Origin of the sequence: Arthrobacter sp. SLBN-83, assembly GCF_006715285.1 — a bacterium.
GTDB lineage: Bacteria > Actinomycetota > Actinomycetes > Actinomycetales > Micrococcaceae > Arthrobacter.
The window spans coordinates 491908-511568 of the sequence record NZ_VFMX01000001.1 but is presented as its reverse complement, the minus strand read 5'-3'; the positions used below and the strand labels follow the sequence as shown (position 1 = coordinate 511568).

Here is a 19661-nt window from a genome sequence, read left to right as displayed (position 1 = left end):
GGCCGCAGGCTGTTTCTCAGACCGCCCGCGCCGCCAGCAGGGGCAGGATGTGGTCCGTCAGCAGCGGCGCGAGGTCGTGGGGGAGGGCCGCACCCGCCGGCGCGCTGATGTCCAGCCACCGGATCTCGGCGATTTCAGCCGCGGGAGTGGCCTCCCATGTGCCCGGGGCGATGAAGACGGTGGCTTCGATGTCGGTGGCGGCCTCGTTCGCGGCGTCGGCGATCCAGACGCCCATGAGGTCGAGGTCCTCCGGACGGACCACGATGCCCACCTCTTCGGCGAGCTCGCGGGCGGCAGCCTGAACGGCGGTTTCGCCCGGTTCCGGCTTGCCGCCGGGGTGCATGAACATTGCCGTTCCCCGTTTCCGCACGGTCAGGAGGCGTCCGGCGTCGTCGAAGACACAGACGGCGGACACCACGATCCGGTCCTTCACTCGGGGATCCTTTCCAGGTGTGAGACCAGCAGCAGGTCCTTGCGGGGTCCCTTCACATCCCAGCTGTAGCTGAACACGTCCGGGCCCTGGTGGGTGTAGGACACGCGGTAGGTGTCCGGATCGCACCAGTGGGTGTCCAGGCTGGCATCAGGGGTGAAGCTCATGCGGTGGAACGGCCTGCCGTCCGGGAAGAACACGTCCAGCGCGTCCGTCCGCGCCGCGGGCTTCAGGACGTACTCGCGCGAGGCGGGGCCGGTGAAAGCAGGCCAGCACATGGTGCCTTCTTCGCGGAGGGCAAGGCCGCCGTCGTCTGTTGGGGTGTAAAGGACGACGCCGGAAAAGGTTCCCCGGGTGCCGTCCGCCCTGTCCAGCAGGTCCCGCTCCACCCGCCACCGGGCTTCGTGTCCGGGGCGGCGTTCAGGGCTGGCCGCCAGGCTGCCGAGGAGGTAATCGCGGAGGCTGGGCTCCGGGGAACTGGAGTTCAAGTGCCCTCGATTGGAATCGAACCAACGACACCGGCTTTAGGAGAGCCGTGCTCTATCCACTGAGCTACGAGGGCGGGCATCCGGTGGTTCGGCGGGGCCGGTCCGTCCGGACACGGTTACAAGCATACAAGGTGCGGGGCCGTACTACGCTCAAGGCATGAGTCCAGCCGCCACTGCCGCTCCCGCCGCCGCCTTCATCCCGAACGTTGCGTCCACCCGGCATTACATCGGGGCCTGGGCTGTTTTGAGCGTGCTGCAGTATTTCCTCGCGGAGGCAGTGGTGGCTGTGGCGTGGGCCGGGCCCCGTCCCTATGACCTGCGGACCGGATACATCAGCGACCTGGGTGCGCTTCACTGCGGCGCCTATTCCGGGCGGGATGTCTGCTCACCCTTGAACTGGCTGATGAATGCCTCGTTCGTGGTCCAGGGCCTGGGGCTGCTGCTGGGGGCGGTGCTGCTGACGTCGGGGTTGCTCCGTGTGGCGGCCCGGCCCGGCACCAAGGTAGATTGGCGCCGCCGGAAGCCCTGGCTTGCAGCGACGGCGGTCCGGCTGCTTACCGGAGCGGCCGGAGCCGGAACCGTGGTGGTGGGGCTGGTCCCGGAAGACCTCGGATCGCCCTGGCACTACGCCGGTGCCATCACGTACTTCATCACCGGCGGGGCCGCCCTGCTGGTGCTCGGCCTGCTCTGGCTGCGCAAAACCCCCATGGCGTGGTTCCTCCTGGTGTGCGGGGGTGTGTCGCTGGCAGCTACGGCGACCGGGGGCCTCACCCGCATGATGGTCCCCGAGCCCGGGACCCTGGAACGGCTGATGGGATATCCGGTGACGGTGGGCATGGCTGCCGCAGGCCTGGTTATTGCCCAGCGCGTGCACCGGCACCGCAAGGAACGGCGGGCTGCGGCCGCGGGGACAGCTGCCGTTTAGCGGTCCTTCCGCCTCCGGCTGTTGAGGAACACCCCTGCGGCGCCGGCCAGGAGGCTCAGCACCAAAAGCACCCACCCGGCAATGGTGAGGCCGGACGCCAAGGCAACCTGCCCGGCGTCGGGACCCGGCGTACCCATCATGGCGTCAATGGCCACGTTGCCCCACAGCCGGACCACGACGAACAGCATGGGAAGCGCCCAGAGGGCCCACCGCAAGGCTTTCTTCGCTACGTTGGTTCCGATCAGCAGCAGCCACGTGAAGCCGAAGATCAGCGGGAACAGTGTCCCGGCGGTCTTGTGGACGTAGCTCAGCTGGCCCAGGGCGTCGCCGTTCATGGCGCCCTGCAACCGGGCGATGTAGCCGGCATCGAACCCACCCACCAGCGAATCCGGCATGGCCTGGCCGTCCGAGAGCTGCGTCATCTGGTTCAGGGTCAGCAGGTGCAGGTACCAGAACAGGAACAGGCTGGCCACCACCCCGGCAATCACGATGAGATTGCTGTTGCCTTGCGCCTTCTCCGGTGTGCGCGTCGTGGTGGGGTTGACCACCGGTGGCAGGTGATGCTGCGGCACGGCCGCGTTGGCGCCGTGCTTCTTGATCCGCTGGGCAGGGGTTTTGGCCATGGCACCATTATCCCGCCCCATAAACTGAACCCATGACCACTGGCCGACACAGCGCAGCTGTTCTTGACCCCGCACTGGACGACTACGAACTGGCGGCGGCGCTGGTCCGTGAAGCCGGACAGCTGGCGCTCCTCATGCGCATGGCCGGCCTGGAGTCGGAGCAGAAGACCTCCGTGTCCGACGTCGTGACGGCAGCTGACCACGCCGCCGAGGCCTACGTGCTGGAGCAGCTGCGGCGCTGCCGGCCCGAGGACGGCATCCTGGGCGAGGAAGGCGCCTCCGTCCAGGGCACCAGCGGGCGTACCTGGGTGATCGACCCCGTGGACGGCACCTATAACTTCCTGCACGGCTCCACCTATTGGTGTTCAGCCATCGCCCTCAAGGACCGCCGCGACGTGCTGCTGGGCGCGGTTTTCCAGCCTGAGGAGGACAAGTTGTGGCTGGGCGGGCACAACAGGCCCGCTACCCTGAACGGCCAAGCGCTGACCTCCTTTTCCGATGGCGGCGGCAAGCGCAACAGCACGGCTGTCGCGGAACTTGGTGCGGCCACCTACATCCACCCCACCTGGCTGATGGACCCCATGTGCGCCATGCCGTGGCACGCTGCGGCCACCTCCGCGGCGTCCCTCCGCATGCTCGGTTCCGGTTCCTGCGACCTGGGCAGGGTGGCCGACGGGCAGCTGGGGTGCTGGTTCCAGCACAGTTGCCCGGAGTGGGACTGGCTGCCCGGCAAGGCAATCGTCCGTGCGGCCGGAGGCGCCGTGGACACCGTCCGGGTCAACGGGCTCGAGTGGTTCATAGCAGGAGGAACGACGGCGGTACGCCAGTTGCGTGCAGCCCTTGAGTCAGCGTCGGTGGCTTAAGAATCACGGCAGTAATCCACAGGCTGGAAGGCGTTGTCGGTCCCACCGCCTAGACTTGTAGGCACCATGGATATGTTGTTTGACCCGTACTCTGACGGACCGTTCAAGGCCGCTCCCGCCGCTACCGCCCGCACCAGGACGGGGCCGGAGGGGGTTGCCACCACGGCCGGGCCGGGCGGAATACCGGGCTCCGGCATGGATGGGCAGCACCAGTCCGGCGGCTGGCAGCAGGCCAACCGGAACGGCGGGAACCGGCACGACGACGGCGGCCACCACCATGGCGGCCACCGCCCGGACGCGGCCCAGTTGCTGGAGGGGCTGAACCCACAGCAGGAGGAGGCCGTCAAGCACGGCGGGTCGGCGCTGCTGATCGTTGCCGGCGCCGGATCGGGCAAGACCCGCGTCCTCAGTAACAGGATCGCGTACCTGATCGCCACCGGCCGGGCCCACCACGGCGAGATCCTGGCCATTACCTTCACCAACAAAGCCGCGGCGGAAATGCGGGAACGCATCGAGGCCCTGGTGGGCGGGCGCGCCAAGATCATGTGGATCTCCACGTTCCACTCGTCCTGCGTCCGGATCCTCCGGCAGGAAGCGGCCAACGTTGGCTTGAAGTCAAACTTCTCCATCTACGACTCCGCCGACTCCCTGCGGCTGGTCACCCAGGTGTCCAAGGCGCTGGACCTGGACCCCAAGAAGTTTGCGCCCAAGGCCATCCAGCACAAGATCTCGGCGCTGAAGAACGAACTGATCGACGCCGATTCCTTTGCCTCGGCAGCCAACTACAACGACCCCTTTGAACACGCTGTGGCGGACGTCTACAAGGGCTACACCCAGCGCCTTCGCCAGGCCAACGCCATGGACTTCGACGACCTCATCGCCGAGACGGTTTACATGTTCCGGGCCTTCCCTGCGCTGGCCGAGTCCTACCGGCGCCGGTTCCGCCATGTCCTGGTGGACGAGTACCAGGACACCAACCACGCCCAGTACGCGCTGGTGCGGGAGATTGTGGGGGAAGGGCCGGGAGCCTCGGAACTCACCGTGGTGGGCGACTCGGACCAGTCCATTTATGCCTTCCGCGGCGCGGACATCCGGAACATCGTGGAGTTCGAAAAGGACTACCCGGAAGCCCGGACCATTAAGCTGGAACAGAACTACCGTTCCACCCAGAACATCCTGAGCGCCGCCAACTCCGTGATCTCGCGCAACCCCAACCGGCCGGAAAAGCGCCTGTGGACTGCCGAGGGCGAAGGCCACAAGATCATTGGGTACGTCGGCGAAAACGAGCACGACGAAGCGCAGTTCATTGCCAAGGAGATCGACAGGCTCCAGGACGAGGAAAACTTGCGCCCCGGTGACGTCGCCATCTTCTACCGCACCAACGCGCAGTCCCGCTCCATTGAAGACGTCCTGGTGCGCGTGGGCCTGCCATACAAGGTTGTTGGCGGCACGCGCTTCTACGAGCGCAAGGAGATCAAGGACGCCCTGGCTTACCTGCGCGTCCTGGTGAACCCGGACGACGACGTCAACCTCCGCCGGGTGCTGAACGAGCCAAAGCGGGGCATCGGCGACCGCGCCGAAGGAGCCATCGCAGCCCTGGCCGAGCGGGAGCGGACATCCTTCATGGCCGCGGCGCGCCGGGCGGACCAGGCACCGGCAATGGCCACCCGTTCCGTCAACGCCGTGCTGGGCTTCGTGAAAATGCTCGATGACCTAGCTGAGGTAGCCGCCGGGTCCGGGGCTGCCGCAGCACTCGAAGCCGTCCTGGAACAGACCGGCTACCTTGCCGCGCTCCGCTCCAGCACCGATCCGCAGGACGAATCCCGTGTGGAGAACCTGGCCGAGCTCGTGGCCGTGGTGCGCGAGTACGAACAGGAAAATCCGGAAGGGTCGCTGGCGGCATTCCTGGAACAGGTGTCCCTGGTGGCGGACGCCGACCAGATCCCGGATGCCCCCGGCGCGGACATCGACGAAGCCGTGGCCGAGGCCAAGCGGCTGGGCGTGGTGACGCTCATGACCCTGCACACTGCCAAGGGCCTGGAATTCCCGGTGGTGTTCCTTACCGGAATGGAGCATGGGCTTTTCCCGCACCAGCGATCCGCCACAGATCCCAAGGAACTGGCGGAGGAACGCCGGCTGGCCTACGTGGGCCTCACGCGTGCCCGCAAGCGCCTGTACGTCACCCGGTCCGAAGTGCGCAGCATGTGGGGCCAGAGCCAGTACAACCCAGCCAGTCAGTTCCTGGAGGAAATCCCCGCGGAACTCCTGGAATGGAAACGGGAGGGAACCAGCAGGCAGGCCGGCGGCTGGGGCGGCGGCTCCATCGGGTCCGGCCGATACAGCGGGTCCTTCTGGGGAGCAGGCACGGCCCGCGGTGCAGCTGCGGACTCCTCGGCCGGCTTCAACGCCGATGTTCCGGCCTTCATCGCCAAGAACCGGGTGCAGCCGCAGAAGGAAATCATCGCGGTCAGCGTAGGGGACAAGGTCAACCACACCAGCTTTGGCAACGGGACTGTCCTGGCGCTGGAAGGTGCGGGGGACAAGACCGTAGCCAAGGTCAAGTTCGATGTCGGCGAGAAGCGGCTGCTGCTCCGGTACGCGCCGCTGACTAAGCTGGACGCCTAAAGCGGGCCCCGTCCCGGGGCATAATGGAGGCCATGCGACGGACTATTTGGGGGATGCTCGCAGCCCTTCTCTGCATCACTGCCACGGGGTGCAGCGTAACCACCAAGGATCCCGGCTATGTCCCGCCCGCCCCGCTGAAGCCCATGGAACAGCTTGAGAAAGCGCCCCTGGCGGAGGCGAAGGCGTTTTCGAGCGGCACCGACGTCCTCTCCTTCATTACCGCGGACGGGACCGTCGCCTGCTCACTCACCTCTGCCCGCGGCGAGCACCTGAACCTTCCCTATGAGCAGAACCGCTACACCGACTCCGCCAACAACAAGCTGCCCATCGTTCCTGTGGCTCACTGCGAGCTGGCCACCTACCCGGCACCGCAACCGGGCGACATTAAGGACGACTGTGCCGGGACCCACCTGGGCTACCTGGGTGGAGTTGCGCTGCTGGTCCCGGAAAGCGCCGGGTACGGGGAATGCCGCTCCGGCGTCACATCCATGGAAGCAACCTATGGACCCAAGGGAACCAAAGCGGGCCCACTGACCCAGTTGCCCGTGCTTCCGGACGGCCAGACCCTGGAACGCAACGGGCTGCGCTGCTCCGCCTACAACGGGGGAGTGGCGTGCGGAAACGTCTCCGCCGGCGTCGGATTTTTCGTTTCCCCCGAACGTTACGAACTGATCGCCGGGCCGCCCGCAAACAGCCCGAAAGCCCAGCCGGAGGCCCCAAAAACCCCGTAAATCCGCGGTTTTTCTACGCCCCATAGAATAGTGTGCTTACTCACATAAGAGGTAGTCTGGGACGGCCCGGTCCCTCCAAAGGACTAGAGTTCCCCATGGAGCATTACGCCGCGTGGCTCGTTTCCAGACAGGCCGCCGGTGCGTGCAATCCGCAGCCCGGTCATCGTCTCTTCGATGGTGCCCGACTGTACCGAAACTACTTCGACGTAGAAGGACACTAAACCGTGGACCTGTTTGAATACCAGGCGCGCGATATGTTCGAGGCGCACGGTGTACCCGTGCTTGCCGGCATCGTGGCGTACACCCCAGAAGAAGCAAAGGCAGCTGCCGAGAAGATCGGCGGCGTTACCGTTGTCAAGGCACAGGTCAAGGTAGGCGGCCGCGGCAAGGCCGGCGGCGTCAAGGTGGCAAAGTCCGCCGACGAGGCATTTGAACACGCCTCCAACATCCTGGGCATGGACATCAAGGGCCACACCGTCAAAAAGGTGATGATTGCCCAGGGTGCGGACATCGCCGAGGAATACTACTTCTCCGTCCTGCTGGACCGGGCCAACCGCAACTACCTGGCCATGTGCTCGGTTGAAGGCGGCATGGAAATCGAACAGCTCGCCGTCGAACGCCCCGAAGCGCTGGCCAAGATCGCCATCGACCCCGCCGTGGGCATCGACCAGGCCAAGGCCGACGAAATCGTCGCAGCCGCCGGCTTCCCCGAGGAACTGCGCGGCAAGGTTGCCGGCGTCATCCTCAAGCTCTGGGACGTCTTCAAGAAGGAAGACGCCACCCTGGTGGAGGTCAACCCGCTGGTCAAGACCGGCAACGGTGACATCCTGGCCCTCGACGGCAAGGTCTCCCTGGACGAGAACGCCGACTTCCGCCACCCCAAGCACGCACAGCTTGAGGACAAGGACGCAGCTGACCCGCTTGAGGCCAAGGCAAAGGCGCAGGACCTCAACTACGTGAAGCTGGACGGCGAAGTGGGCATCATCGGCAACGGCGCCGGCCTGGTCATGTCCACCCTCGACGTCGTTGCCTACGCCGGCGAGAACCACGGCAACGTCAAGCCCGCCAACTTCCTGGATATCGGCGGCGGAGCCTCGGCAGAAGTCATGGCTGCCGGCCTGGACGTCATCCTGGGCGATGAGCAGGTCAAGTCCGTGTTCGTCAACGTCTTCGGCGGCATCACCGCCTGTGACGCCGTCGCCAAGGGCATCGTCGGTGCACTGGCCGAGCTGGGCACCTCCGCCAACAAGCCGCTGGTAGTCCGCCTCGACGGCAACAACGTCGAGGAAGGCCGCCGCATCCTCACCGAGGCCAACCACCCGCTGGTTACCCTGGCCGCCACCATGGACGAGGGCGCCGACAAGGCCGCCGAGCTCGCCAACGCAGCTAAGTAAGGGACGCACCATGTCTATCTACCTCAACAAGGACTCCAAGGTCATCGTCCAGGGCATCACCGGCGGCGAAGGCACCAAGCACACCGCCCTGATGCTCAAGGCCGGCACCAACATCGTTGGCGGTGTCAACGCCCGCAAGGCCGGCACCACGGTCCTGCACGGCGAGAAGGAAATCAACGTCTACGGCACCGTCAAGGAAGCCATGGCTGAAACCGGCGCCGACGTCTCCATCGTCTTCGTGCCGCCGGCATTCACCAAGAACGCCGTGGTTGAAGCCATCGAGGCCGGCATCGGCCTGGTCGTGGTCATCACCGAAGGCGTTCCCGTCCAGGACTCCGCCGAATTCTGGGCCCTGGCCCAGTCCAAGGTGGACGCCGACGGCAACCAGGTCACCCGAATCATCGGCCCGAACTGCCCCGGCATCATCACCCCCGGCGAAGCACTGGTTGGCATCACCCCCGCCAACATCACCGGCAAGGGCCCCATCGGCCTGGTGTCCAAGTCCGGCACGCTGACCTACCAGATGATGTACGAACTGCGCGACCTGGGCTTCTCCACCGCCATCGGCATCGGCGGCGACCCCATCATCGGCACCACCCACATCGACGCCCTGGCCGCGTTCGAGGCTGACCCCGAGACCAAGGCCATCGTCATGATCGGCGAAATCGGCGGCGACGCAGAAGAGCGCGCGGCCGACTTCATCAAGGCCAATGTCACCAAGCCGGTTGTCGGCTACGTGGCTGGCTTCACCGCCCCCGAAGGCAAGACCATGGGCCACGCAGGCGCCATCGTCTCCGGCTCCGCCGGTACGGCCCAGGCCAAGAAGGAAGCCCTTGAGGCAGCCGGCGTGAAGGTTGGCAAGACGCCTTCCGAGACCGCCAAGCTGCTCCGCGAGGTCTACTCAGCCCTCTAGCAGTACGCACGGCGCGGGGTCACCCCAGCCCGGTCTTCAAGGAGGCCGGCACGGGGAGGCCCCGCGTCTGCTTGTTTAACACGGCGGTTCAGCAAACGACGACGGCGGGCGGCTGACCGAGGGCGTCGAGTAATGTTGAGTAAGGCAAATCAGGGGGCGCCGCGCGCCCAGGCAGGGGATGGACGATGGCAGAAAAGCGACGCAGCCTGGTCGACGCCGTCGTGGATAAAGTCCTGGAGCACATCCTCAGCGGTGAGATTAAGGCCGACGACGCCCTTCCGCCTGAAGCTGACATTGCCAAGGAGTCCGGGGTCAGCAGGCTGACGGCACGTGAAGCGATGAACGTCCTGAAGGCCCAAAACGTGGTCTACGTAAGGCGTGGGCTCGGGACGTTCGTCAACCCTCCGGAACGATGGACCGGCATGGACGCCATCATGCAGGCAGCCTCCAGGGGAGTGGCCTCCGACCAGGTAGCGCTGCGGCTCCTTGAAGTCCGCCGCATGGTGGAGACCGGGGCCGCTGAACTTGCCGCCTCCCGCCACCGGCCGGCCGATCTCGCAGCCCTGCAAGACAGCGTGGACCGGATGGAAGCAGCGCACCAGTCAGGCGATGTTGACGCCCTCACCGTGGCGGACATCGCCTTCCATGACACAGTCCTGCGCGCTTCGGGCAACCCCTTTGTGCCGGCCCTGCTGGGCCAGTTGTCCACGCTGCTGTATGCCATGCGGCGGGAGACATCGGCGTTCCCGGACGTCCAGCGCCACGCGATCCACCACCACAAGATGGTCCTCGCTGCCATTGCCGCCGGCGACCCTGCCACTGCCCGCTCCACCATGGACGCGCACATCACCCAGACCTTCGAGGACTACGAGCAGTTCCTTGCCATGTCCAGCCGCACGGAAGCCACTGCCGGCTAAGAGGCCCTTCTGCTCCAACACTCCTGTGTTGACGCTCGCCTTCCCCTGTGACTACAATCTCAGTCAGACATCAGACATCTGATATCAGCATCCCCGCAAAATGCCGCCAGCCAAAGGAGTCTTCATGCGCGCGCATTCCCTTTTCAAGGGTCCCCACACAGAAGCGGCAGGTACGCGATGACCTCCCGTGCCGCCGCCCCCGCACTCAGCGAACTGGGCGAGACCACCCTCCGCAAGGTTCGCCGGAGGCTCATGCCCCTGATCGTCCTGCTCTACTTCATTGCCTACCTCGACCGGAACAACGTAGGCTTCGCCAAGCTCGGCATGCAGGGGGACATCGGCCTGACCGAAGCCGCCTACGGCCTGGGTGCAGGCATCTTCTTCCTGGGCTACGCCCTGCTGGAAATCCCGAGCAACGGCGGCATGTACCGCTTCGGCGCCCGCAAATGGATTGCCCGCATCCTGATCAGCTGGGGCATCTTCGCCACGGCCATGTTCCTGGTGAACGGCGAAGCCACCTTCTACGTCATCCGCTTCCTCCTTGGTGCTGCCGAAGCCGGCTTCTTCCCCGCCATCCTCTTCTACCTGACCCTCTGGTTCCCGGCAGCGCAGCGCGTGACCGTGCTGGGCATCTTCATCCTGGCCCAACCCATCTCCAACGCCCTCGGCGCTCCCGTGTCCGGCATGCTCCTGAACCTGGAAGGCGTGGCCGGCCTGCACGGCTGGCAGTGGCTCTACATCCTTGAAGGCATCCCCGCGATCATCCTGGGCATCATCACGCCCTTCGTCATGACGGACCGCCCCGAGCACGCCAAATGGCTCAAGCCGGAAGAGCGCGAGTGGCTCTCCATCACCATGAACGCGGAGCTGGCTGACAAGCAGAAAACCGGAAACCACAACTTCCTTGCAGGCTTGAAGGACTCCCGCACCATCGCCTACTCCGCGCTGTACTTCGGGCTGGTCTGCGGAATCTACGGGCTCGGCCTCTGGCTGCCCACCATCGTCAAGGCGCTCGGATCGTTCGACTCAACGCAGGTTGGATTCATCGTCTTCATTCCGTACGCCATCGCGGCAGTGTTCGTCTACTTCTGGAGCAAGCGCTCGGACCGTACCGGGAACCGCGTTTGGCACGCCAGCATCAGCATGGTGCTCGCCGCCGTCGGCCTCCTGGGTGCAGGCTTCCTGCTGCCGGTCAACGCGGTACTCGCCATGGTGTTCCTGACCCTCGCGGCGATGGGCATCTACTCGGCCATCGCACCGTTCCTCGCAATGCCCTCCGCCGCCCTCACCGGGGCTGCGGCCGCGGCGGGATTGGCCATGGTCAACTCGCTCGGCAACCTGGGCGGCTTCGTGGCCCCCTACATCGTGGGCATCCTCAAGGACGCCACCGGAAACAGCCAGACCGGCCTGGTCTTCCTGGCCGCCTGCCTCGCCGTGACGGCAGCCGCCACCTACCTTTACGCACGCAAGCGGCCTGAAGGTGTCTCCGCACCCGGTGCCACCGTTCCTGCCGCCGAAACCCACTAGGACATACCAATGACAACTCAGCACGCATTCCCCGCAGAACGCACCGCAGTCCTCACCGGGGCCGCATCGGCCCGCGGCATTGGCCGCGCAACGGCCGACCGCCTGGCAAGCGAGGGCTGGTCCATCGCCATCCTGGACATCAATGCCGAAGACGCCAAGGCCGCCGCCGCGGAAATCGGCTCCAGCCGGGCCGTCAAGGCCATCGGCGTCGGCGCGGACGTCTCGGACGAAGCATCCGTGGACCGCGCCATCACGGAGATCGAGCAGGCACTTCCGCCGATCGTTGGACTGGTCAACCTCGCCGGCATCAGCTCGCCCACCCCCTTCATGGAAACCACGGTTGCTGAATGGGACAAGGTCTTTGCCATCAACATGCGCGGCACCTTCCTGGTGTCGCAGCGGGTACTCAAGGGCATGATCGAGCGGGAGCTGGGCAGGATCGTCAGCATCTCCTCGATTTCCGCCCAGCGCGGCGGGGGCACCTACTCCAAGGTTGCCTACAGCGCCTCCAAAGCCGGCATTCTCGGGTTCACGCGTGCCCTGGCCCGCGAAGTGGGCGAGCACAACATCACCGTGAACGCCATCGCGCCTGGCCCGATCGACACCGACATCATGGGCGGGACCCTGACTGAAGAGCGCAAGGCCCAGATGTCCGAGGGGATCATGATGGGCCGCGTAGGCACCCGCGAGGAAGTGGCCGCGCTGATTGCGTTCCTGCTCAGCGCGGACGCCGGCTACATCACGGCCGCCACCTATGACATCAACGGCGGCCTGCAGGTCTCCTAGGACCCCCCGAGCCTGAAGGCGCCGGGCTGCCCACGGCGGCCCGGCCCCTTCAGGGCGCTGTGCCCTTAACACTCGCGTTTGCGAGCCTCTCCCGGCTATAGGATTTCTACATGGCAACCAAGAAGCAGGCCGCTGGCGGCGTGAGCAGGCAGGTCCTCGCCGACCACGTTTATGAAGCGCTTCTTGTTGCCCTGATGGACGGCCGGCTGGAGGCCGGTACACCCGTCAGCATCGACGGGATGGCGCGGGAACTTGACGTTTCCCCAACACCAGTACGGGAGGCGCTCGCCCGGCTGGAAGCCACCGGAATGGTCCGGAGGATGGCTCTGCGCGGTTACCGCGTAGCGCCACTGTTCTCGCCGGAAGAGCTGGCAGACCTCATGGACGCCAGGCTGGTAATCGAGCCGGCCAACGCCTTCATGGCCTGCAAGCACGCGGATCCGGAACTGACCGAGCAGCTGCAACAGGCCATCGAAGACCTGAAGGCAGCCCCCCGCGGTCCGTCCTTCGCCGAATTCCGCGCCTACTGGGAAGCCGATGAACGTTTCCACCGCCTCATCGCAGAATTCGCGGACAACCAGTTCCTGCTGTCCGCCTACAATGCGCTGGGCGGCCAGGTACAGCGTTTCCGCTTCTTCGGCGGCTTGGGCGTGACCGACGCCGACTATGCCATCGCCGAGCACACCGAAATCCTCAAGGCCTTTGAGGCAGGCGACGCCGAACTGGCCCGGCAAAAAATGATCGACCATATTGAGGGCGTCAAGCAGCGCTCACAGCACGACAGCGAAGTTCGCAGCTAGCAGTTCCGCCCTGGCGCACGCTCGCGGTGCGCTGCCGCCGCCCTCAACCCTGCGCTGAGCAGGCATAACAAACAGGCCCTTGACAGGGAACACAAGCAGCGTAGATCCTATAGGAAATGCGATTTAGATCTGGAGTGACAATGCCGTACACCGCTGAAAACTGGCCCATCGCCGCCGCCCTGCTGCAGTTCCCGGGAACCAGGCCCGATGGAACCACCGTGCAGGACGCCCCCGCCAGCGACTGGCAGATGGTCTTCGAGGAAGTGGCCGACGCCGGCTTCACCAACGCCGACCTCACCGACAGCTGGGTTCGCCCCGGCGACCTCTCGCCCGCCCGCCTCGATGAGTTGAAGTCCGCCGCCACCGCCGCCGGTCTTGGACTGCCTTCCATCTCCGCCATCCGCCGCAGCGTCATCGAGGAGGCCAACTGGGAAGACAACCTGGCCTACACCCACCGCACCCTCGAAGCCGCAGCGCACCTCGGCTGCGAGGTCGTGTCGATCGGCCTGCACCAGGCCATCACCCCCGAGCAGCAGAAGCAGCTGTGGTTCTGGACCGTTGAAGGCCACAAGGATCCGGCGGGGGACAAGGAAACGTGGAACAACGCCGTCACCCGCATCCGTGAAGTGGGCAAGCACGCCGCGGAACTCGGCCTCCTGGTATCGCTGGAGATGTACGAGGACACCTACCTGGGGACGGCCGATTCCTCCGTGCAGCTGGTCCAGGACATCGACCTGCCCAACGTCGGCCTGAACCCGGACCTGGGCAACCTGATTCGCCTTCACCGTCCCATCGAGGACTGGCGCGAAGTGGTGCACAAGACCCTGCCGTACTCCAACTACTGGCACGTCAAGAACTACATCCGCGATGAGGACCAGGCACGGGACCAGTACGTCGCCATGCCGGCCCCCATGGAATCCGGCCTCATCAGCTACCGCGAGGCCTTCCAGTTCGCCATCTCCGTTGGCTTCCAGGGCATCATCTGCACCGAACACTACGGTGGCGACGGCCTGAGCGTCACCGCCACCAACCAGGACTACCTGCGCCGCCAGGTCCTGCCCAAGCGCGAAGGCTACGCGCTGGGCACCAGCCTGGTGGCCCAGGGCCGGCAAACCCCGGCGGCAGTTCCGGCCCGCTAACCCGGCATCCCAACCGACAACCGGTTCGACGAGGAATCATGACAAAGATATTTGACGATCCAGCGCAGTTCGCAGACGACGCCCTCGACGGCTTCGTCGCCGCCAACCGCCAGTACGTGGCCCGCGTTGACGGCGGTGTGGTCCGCTCCACCGAATCACCCGAGGGCCAGGTGGCAGTGGTCATCGGCGGCGGATCCGGCCACTACCCGGCCTTCGCCGGCCTGGTGGGCGCCGGACTCGCTGCCGGGAGCGCCTGCGGCAATATGTTTGCTTCCCCCTCCGCGGGGCAGGTGTACCGCGTTGCCAAGGCATCGCAGACCGGCGGCGGCGTCCTGCTGAGCTACGGCAATTACGCGGGGGACGTGCTCCACTTCGGCCAGGCGCAGGAGAAGCTGAACGCCGAGGGCATTGAAACCCGGACCGTCCTGGTTACCGATGACATCGCCAGCGCTCCGCTCGAAGAAATTGGCAAGCGCCGGGGCATCGCCGGAGACCTCACCGTCTTCAAGGTGGCCGGGGCGGCAGCAGAAGCGGGCCTGGACCTGGACGAGGTGGAGCGGCTCGCCATCAAGGCCAACCACCACACCCGTTCGCTCGGTGTGGCCTTCGCCGGGTGCACCCTTCCCGGAGCCGAGGAGCCGTTGTTCACTGTCCCCGAAGGCATGATGTCGGTGGGCCTGGGCATCCACGGCGAACCGGGCATCTCCGAACAGCCACTGCCTACCGCCAGCGAGCTTGCCAAGTTGCTGGTGGACGGTCTGCTGAAGGACAAGCCGGACACTGCGGGCCGCCGGGTGGCACCCATCCTCAATGGCCTGGGAACGGTCAAGTACGACGAACTGTTCCTGCTGTTCGGCAAGGTCGAGGCCCTGCTCACCGAAGCCGGACTGGAGATCGTTGAGCCCGAGTGCGGTGAACTGGTCACCAGCCTGGACATGTCCGGCCTGTCCCTGACGCTGTTCTGGCTGGATGAGGAACTGGAGAAGTTCTGGTCCGCGCCGGCTGACACCCCTGCCTTCCGCAAGGGCAACCTGGCTCCCCGGCGCGCACGGTCTGTGGAGTCCCTCGCGGAGGCCGGGACGGCGCCGGTGCTGGCCGCCACCCCTGCGTCGACTGCCTTGGCCGCCACGGCCCTGGACGCGCTGAAGGAAGCTCAGGCCGTCGTCGTCGAACACGAAGAAACACTCGGCAAGCTGGACGCAATCGCCGGGGACGGCGACCACGGCATTGGCATGCGCCGCGGCGTTGATGCCGCCGTTGCCGCCGCCGAAAAGTCCCACGCTGCCGGCGCGGGGCTCGAGGAACTCCTCGCCGCGGCGGGGGAGCAGTGGGCCGAGCGCGCAGGTGGCACCTCCGGGGCCCTCTGGGGCGCGGCCGTCACCGCGGTTGGAAAGACCCTCGGCAGCAAGGACTCCTACACTTCCGCAGACGCAGCGGCAGCCGTCAACGCCCTCCGTGACGCCATCGTCACCCTGGGCAAGGCGGAAGCAGGGGACAAGACCATGGTGGACGCGCTGCTTCCGTTCGCCGACACCTTCAGCAAGGCAATTGACGACGGCGACAGCCTGGCTGCCAGCCTTCGTGCAGCAGCGGAGGCGGCGGCAAAGGCCGCTGACGCAACTGCCGAGCTCAGCCCGAAGAAAGGCCGGGCCCGGCCGCTGGCGGAAAAGAGCCTGGGCCATCCGGACCCCGGGGCCGTGTCCTTCGGACTCATCGCCCGCAGGGTGGCCGACTACGCCGCCACCATCGAAAGCTCCTAAGGAGAACATCATGACCGAGAACACCCAGCCAGGCTGGCGCATCGTCGTCGGCAACGACGAAGCAGGCGTTGAATACAAGAACGCCCTGCGCGAACTTCTGGAGGCGGACCCCCGCGTTGCCTCGGTGGAGGACGTAGGAGTCGGCGCCGACGACTCCACCGCCTACCCGCACCTGGCCGTTGCAGCAGCCCGCAAGGTGGCCGCCGGAGAAGCGGACCGCGCGCTGCTGATCTGCGGCACCGGCCTGGGCGTGGCCATTTCGGCCAACAAGGTACCGGGCATCCGCGCGGTCACCGCCCACGACAGCTACTCCGTGGAACGCTCCGTGCTGTCCAACAACGCGCAGGTGCTGACCATGGGCCAGCGCGTCATCGGCCTGGAACTTGCCAAGAAGCTGGTAGGCGAGTGGCTCAACTACCGCTTTGATGAAAACTCCGCATCCGCGGCCAAAGTAGACGCCATCTGCTCCTATGAGGGCGCGTCGGAAGGACTTGAAACCAAATGAGCACCCGTAACATCGCCGTCGTCGGCTCCGGCTACATGGGCGGCGGAATCGCCCAGGTCCTGGCACTCGCCGGAGCCCGCGTGGCCCTGGCGGACGTCTCCGCCGAAATCGCACAGGGAAACTACGAACGGCTGCTGACGGAATCCGACGAGTTCGTTGCGGCGGGCCTCTTCCCGGCCAACGCCACGGACCTGCTCAAGGAAAACCTTTGGGCAGCCAAAGACATCGAAGAAGCAGTGTCCGGCGCCGAGTACATCGAGGAGGCCGTGCCGGAAGTCCTCGAGATCAAGCACGCCACCCTGGGCCGGATCAGCGCCGCAGCCCGCCCGGACGCCATCATCGGCTCCAACACCTCCACCATCTCCATTGCCAAACTGGCCGAGGTAGTGGAAAACCCGGAGCGCTTCCTGGGCGTCCACTTCTCCAACCCGGCACCGTTCATCCCCGGCGTGGAAGTCATCCCGCACGAGGGAACCTCCGAGGCCACCGTGCAGGCGGCGCGCACCATTGTGGGGGAGACCGGCAAGGAAACCGCCACCGTCAAGGACGTCACCGGCTTCGTGCTCAACCGGCTCCAGTACGCCCTCTTCCACGAGGCGGCCCAGGTGGTGGAGGAAGGCATCGCCAGCGCGGAGGACGTGGACACCCTGGTCCGCACCACCTTCGGCTTCCGGCTGCCGTTCTTCGGCCCCTTTGCCATCGCCGACATGGCAGGACTGGACGTTTACGCCTTCTGCTACAAGTCGCTGCAGACCGGCTTCCCGGAACGGTTCGCCACCCCGAAGATCCTGCAGGAAAAGGTCGACGCCGGCCAGCTTGGCACCAAGACAGGCTCCGGTTTCCTCGACGTCCCCGCCGACCGCACCGCAGCCCTGGTTGCCTACCGGAACAAGGCGTACGTCGCCATGCAGAAGCTCATCGAGGAACTGGGCCCGGCCCCGCTGTCCTGAGTTTTTCGGACCGCAACGCTTTCCGGGACCACACCACCCCCTTTAGAAGGAACACTTCATGACAGCATTCCCCGCAGACCGCACGGTGATCGTTACCGGCGCAGTCTCCGAGCGCGGCATCGGCCGTGCCACCGCCGACTACCTGGCCGAGCGCGGCTGGAACATCGGCGTGATCGACCTCGATGACGCCGCCTGCAAAGCAGTGGCCAAGGAACTTGCCGGGAAGCACAGCGTCAAGGCCCACGGTGCCGGCGCCAACGTGGCCGACGAAGCGTCGGTCCGGGCCGCCATCGACGAGATCGAAGCCGAACTGCCGCAGCTGGTGGCCCTGGCCAACATCGCCGGCGTCAGCTCACCGGTGCCCTACCTGGAACTCGACAGCGCCGAGTGGGACCGCGTCATCAACATCAACATGAACGGCGTCCACTATGCCACCCGCCGGGCAGCCGAATCGATGGCCAGGAACCGGCTGGGCCGGATCGTCAACATCTCCTCCGTCTCCGCACAGCGCGGCGGCGGAACCTTCAGCAAGACCCCGTACTCGGTGGCCAAGGCCGGTGTCATCGGCCTGACCCGTGCCACCGCCCGCGAACTGGGTGAGTACGACATCACCGTCAACGCCATCTCGCCGGGTCCGATCGACACGGACATCATGGGCGGCACCCTCAGCGAGGAACGCAAGGATGAGCTGGTCAAGGACCTGGTGGTGAACCGGGTGGGCACCACCCGCGACATCGCCGCGGCCATCTCCTTCCTCATCGGCGAGGACGCCGGTTACATCTCCGGCCAGACGCTGAATGTCGACGGCGGGCTGTACATGCACTAACGGCACCAGCTACCGCCAACCACATAGCTGAATGCCAAAACAAAGCCCGCGGGCCGCCGGCCCGCGGGAATTACCAACGTCACCACTCGAAGGAGAGTGTTGTGTCCGAAACCACCGCAACATCCAAGGAGCTTCTGGCCCGTCCGGTCCTGAAGTCCGCGATCTTCAAGGCGGCCCGCCGGCTCATGCCGATGCTGGTCATCCTGTACGTCGTTTCGTTCCTGGACCGCACCAACGTCGGCTTTGCCGAGGCGGCGCTGGGAACAGACAAGGGTGTGTCCGCCGCGGCCTTCGCCCTGGGCGCCGGCATCTTCTTCATTGGCTATGCGATCTTCGAGATCCCCAGCAACCTGCTGCTCAAGAAGGTCGGCGCCAAGATCTGGCTGGCACGCATCGCCATCACCTGGGGCATCGTCTCGGCGTGCTTCGCCTTCGTGCAGGGCGAGACTTCGTTCGTAATCCTGCGGTTCCTCCTGGGCGTGACCGAAGCCGGCCTGTTTCCCGGCGTGATCATGTACCTGGCTGAATGGTTCCCCAACAAGGTGCGCGTGCAGATGTTCGCCATCTTCTACCTGGCCCAGCCGTTCTCCCAGATGATCGGCAACCCGCTGTCGGGCTGGTTGATCAACATCGGCGACCAAGTGCCCGGCCTGCGCGGCTGGCAGGTCATGTTCTTCGTCGAAGGCCTCCTGGCCGTCCTGGCAGGCATTGCTGCTTTCTTCTTCCTGATCAACGGCCCGGAAAAGGCCAAGTTCCTCAGCAATGACGAGAAATACGCGTTGAAGGAAGTCATGGCGCTGGAGGACACCGTCAAGGATGAGCACGGCCCGCGCGGCATCCTCGCGGCCTTGCGCAACGGCCGCGTCTGGTACTTCACCATCATCTACTTCTGCCTCCAGATCGCGGTCTATGGCGTGACGTTCTTCCTGCCGCAGCAGGTGTCCTCGCTGACCGGGCAGAAGGTGGGGCTCGCCGTCGGCCTGCTGATTGCCGTCCCATGGTTCTTCGGGATCTTCTCCTGCTACTTCATCGGAAAGGCTGCCGACACCGTAGCCAAGCGCCGTAAGTTCGGCACCATCCTGTTCATCTCCACCGGTCTGTGCATCTTCGGGTCTGCCTGGGCGGGAACCAACCACCAGCCGGTGCTGGGCATGATCTTCATTACCCTGGCAGTCTGCAGCTTCCTGGCCGTCGGTCCTGTGGTCTGGGCTTACCCCACCGCGTTCCTCGCGGGTTCAGCTGCTGCCGCCGGCATCGGCCTGATCAACTCCCTGGGCAACCTGGGCGGCTTCGTGGCTCCCATCCTCCGGACCGCCGTCAACGAGGCAACCCAGTCGCCCACCGGGTCCATGGGCGTCTATGCCCTGGGTATCATGCCGTTCGTAGCGGCGGCCATGATGTTCGCCACCCGGCGGTTCAAGAACAAGGCCGACGACCTGCTCGACTGAGCGGGCCGTAC

The 19661-nt window shown here is 65.7% G+C and carries 19 protein-coding genes and 1 tRNA gene; 16 read left to right on the top strand and 4 right to left on the bottom strand.

Features of this window, described 5'->3' with window-relative positions:
* Positions 1 to 16 precede the first annotated feature (16 nt).
* From FBY30_RS02280 to FBY30_RS02270, 3 genes are all read right to left on the bottom strand, one after another.
* Complete coding sequence (locus tag FBY30_RS02280; RefSeq protein WP_142131026.1) at positions 17 to 433, bottom strand: NUDIX hydrolase; 417 nt, start codon at positions 431 to 433, stop codon at positions 17 to 19.
* Positions 430 to 918, bottom strand: coding sequence for a DUF6314 family protein (locus FBY30_RS02275; RefSeq protein WP_200830620.1), 489 nt, complete (start codon positions 916 to 918; stop codon positions 430 to 432). The genes FBY30_RS02280 and FBY30_RS02275 overlap by 4 nt, the downstream gene beginning before the upstream one ends.
* 1 nt (position 919) lies before the next feature.
* Positions 920 to 992: transfer RNA gene (locus FBY30_RS02270), tRNA-Arg, on the bottom strand.
* An 83-nt stretch (positions 993 to 1075) separates the two neighbouring features.
* Here FBY30_RS02270 and FBY30_RS02265 point away from each other — a divergent pair.
* Positions 1076 to 1843, top strand: a complete 768-nt coding sequence (locus FBY30_RS02265) for a DUF998 domain-containing protein (RefSeq protein WP_142131024.1) — start codon at positions 1076 to 1078, stop codon at positions 1841 to 1843.
* Here FBY30_RS02265 and FBY30_RS02260 read toward each other — a convergent pair.
* Positions 1840 to 2466, bottom strand: coding sequence for a hypothetical protein (locus tag FBY30_RS02260; protein WP_142131023.1), 627 nt, complete (start codon positions 2464 to 2466; stop codon positions 1840 to 1842). The genes FBY30_RS02265 and FBY30_RS02260 overlap by 4 nt on opposite strands.
* 32 nt (positions 2467 to 2498) lie before the next feature.
* Here FBY30_RS02260 and FBY30_RS02255 point away from each other — a divergent pair, with 32 nt between their 5' ends.
* The 15 genes from FBY30_RS02255 to FBY30_RS02185 all read left to right on the top strand — a co-directional run bounded on the left by FBY30_RS02255 (position 2499) and on the right by FBY30_RS02185 (position 19650).
* Positions 2499 to 3329: an inositol monophosphatase family protein gene (locus tag FBY30_RS02255; protein WP_142131021.1), complete on the top strand. Its 831-nt coding sequence runs from the start codon at positions 2499 to 2501 to the stop codon at positions 3327 to 3329.
* A gap of 66 nt (positions 3330 to 3395) precedes the next feature.
* Positions 3396 to 5954, top strand: coding sequence for a DNA helicase PcrA (gene pcrA, locus FBY30_RS02250; RefSeq protein ID WP_142131020.1), 2559 nt, complete (start codon positions 3396 to 3398; stop codon positions 5952 to 5954).
* A gap of 23 nt (positions 5955 to 5977) precedes the next feature.
* Positions 5978 to 6685: a hypothetical protein gene (locus FBY30_RS02245; protein ID WP_235009306.1), complete on the top strand. Its 708-nt coding sequence runs from the start codon at positions 5978 to 5980 to the stop codon at positions 6683 to 6685.
* Positions 6686 to 6909: 224 nt separating this feature from the next.
* On the top strand, positions 6910 to 8079 hold the full coding sequence (gene sucC / locus FBY30_RS02240; RefSeq protein ID WP_142131019.1) for an ADP-forming succinate--CoA ligase subunit beta: 1170 nt from the start codon (positions 6910 to 6912) through the stop codon (positions 8077 to 8079).
* A gap of 10 nt (positions 8080 to 8089) precedes the next feature.
* Positions 8090 to 8992, top strand: coding sequence for a succinate--CoA ligase subunit alpha (gene sucD, locus FBY30_RS02235; RefSeq protein WP_142131017.1), 903 nt, complete (start codon positions 8090 to 8092; stop codon positions 8990 to 8992).
* Positions 8993 to 9177: 185 nt separating this feature from the next.
* Positions 9178 to 9909 carry a FadR/GntR family transcriptional regulator gene (locus FBY30_RS02230; protein WP_142131015.1) on the top strand — a complete coding sequence of 244 codons (732 nt, stop codon included), beginning with the start codon at positions 9178 to 9180 and terminating at the stop codon, positions 9907 to 9909.
* A 177-nt stretch (positions 9910 to 10086) separates the two neighbouring features.
* A complete protein-coding gene (locus FBY30_RS02225; RefSeq protein WP_142131014.1) occupies positions 10087 to 11436 on the top strand; it encodes an MFS transporter in 1350 nt (449 codons plus the stop codon).
* 9 nt (positions 11437 to 11445) lie between these two features.
* Positions 11446 to 12222, top strand: coding sequence for an SDR family NAD(P)-dependent oxidoreductase (locus FBY30_RS02220; protein ID WP_142131013.1), 777 nt, complete (start codon positions 11446 to 11448; stop codon positions 12220 to 12222).
* A 110-nt stretch (positions 12223 to 12332) separates the two neighbouring features.
* A complete protein-coding gene (locus tag FBY30_RS02215; protein ID WP_142131012.1) occupies positions 12333 to 13022 on the top strand; it encodes a GntR family transcriptional regulator in 690 nt (229 codons plus the stop codon).
* Between the two features lie 140 nt (positions 13023 to 13162).
* Positions 13163 to 14161 carry a sugar phosphate isomerase/epimerase family protein gene (locus FBY30_RS02210; RefSeq protein WP_142131010.1) on the top strand — a complete coding sequence of 333 codons (999 nt, stop codon included), beginning with the start codon at positions 13163 to 13165 and terminating at the stop codon, positions 14159 to 14161.
* Between the two features lie 38 nt (positions 14162 to 14199).
* Positions 14200 to 15921 carry a dihydroxyacetone kinase subunit DhaL gene (dhaL, locus tag FBY30_RS02205; RefSeq protein ID WP_142131009.1) on the top strand — a complete coding sequence of 574 codons (1722 nt, stop codon included), beginning with the start codon at positions 14200 to 14202 and terminating at the stop codon, positions 15919 to 15921.
* A gap of 10 nt (positions 15922 to 15931) precedes the next feature.
* Positions 15932 to 16426, top strand: coding sequence for a ribose-5-phosphate isomerase (locus FBY30_RS02200; RefSeq protein ID WP_056331217.1), 495 nt, complete (start codon positions 15932 to 15934; stop codon positions 16424 to 16426).
* A complete protein-coding gene (locus FBY30_RS02195; RefSeq protein ID WP_142131007.1) occupies positions 16423 to 17376 on the top strand; it encodes a 3-hydroxyacyl-CoA dehydrogenase family protein in 954 nt (317 codons plus the stop codon). The genes FBY30_RS02200 and FBY30_RS02195 overlap by 4 nt, the downstream gene beginning before the upstream one ends.
* A gap of 58 nt (positions 17377 to 17434) precedes the next feature.
* Complete coding sequence (locus tag FBY30_RS02190) at positions 17435 to 18202, top strand: SDR family NAD(P)-dependent oxidoreductase (protein WP_142131006.1); 768 nt, start codon at positions 17435 to 17437, stop codon at positions 18200 to 18202.
* Positions 18203 to 18303: 101 nt separating this feature from the next.
* Positions 18304 to 19650: an MFS transporter gene (locus tag FBY30_RS02185; RefSeq protein WP_142131005.1), complete on the top strand. Its 1347-nt coding sequence runs from the start codon at positions 18304 to 18306 to the stop codon at positions 19648 to 19650.
* Positions 19651 to 19661: the final 11 nt, after the last annotated feature.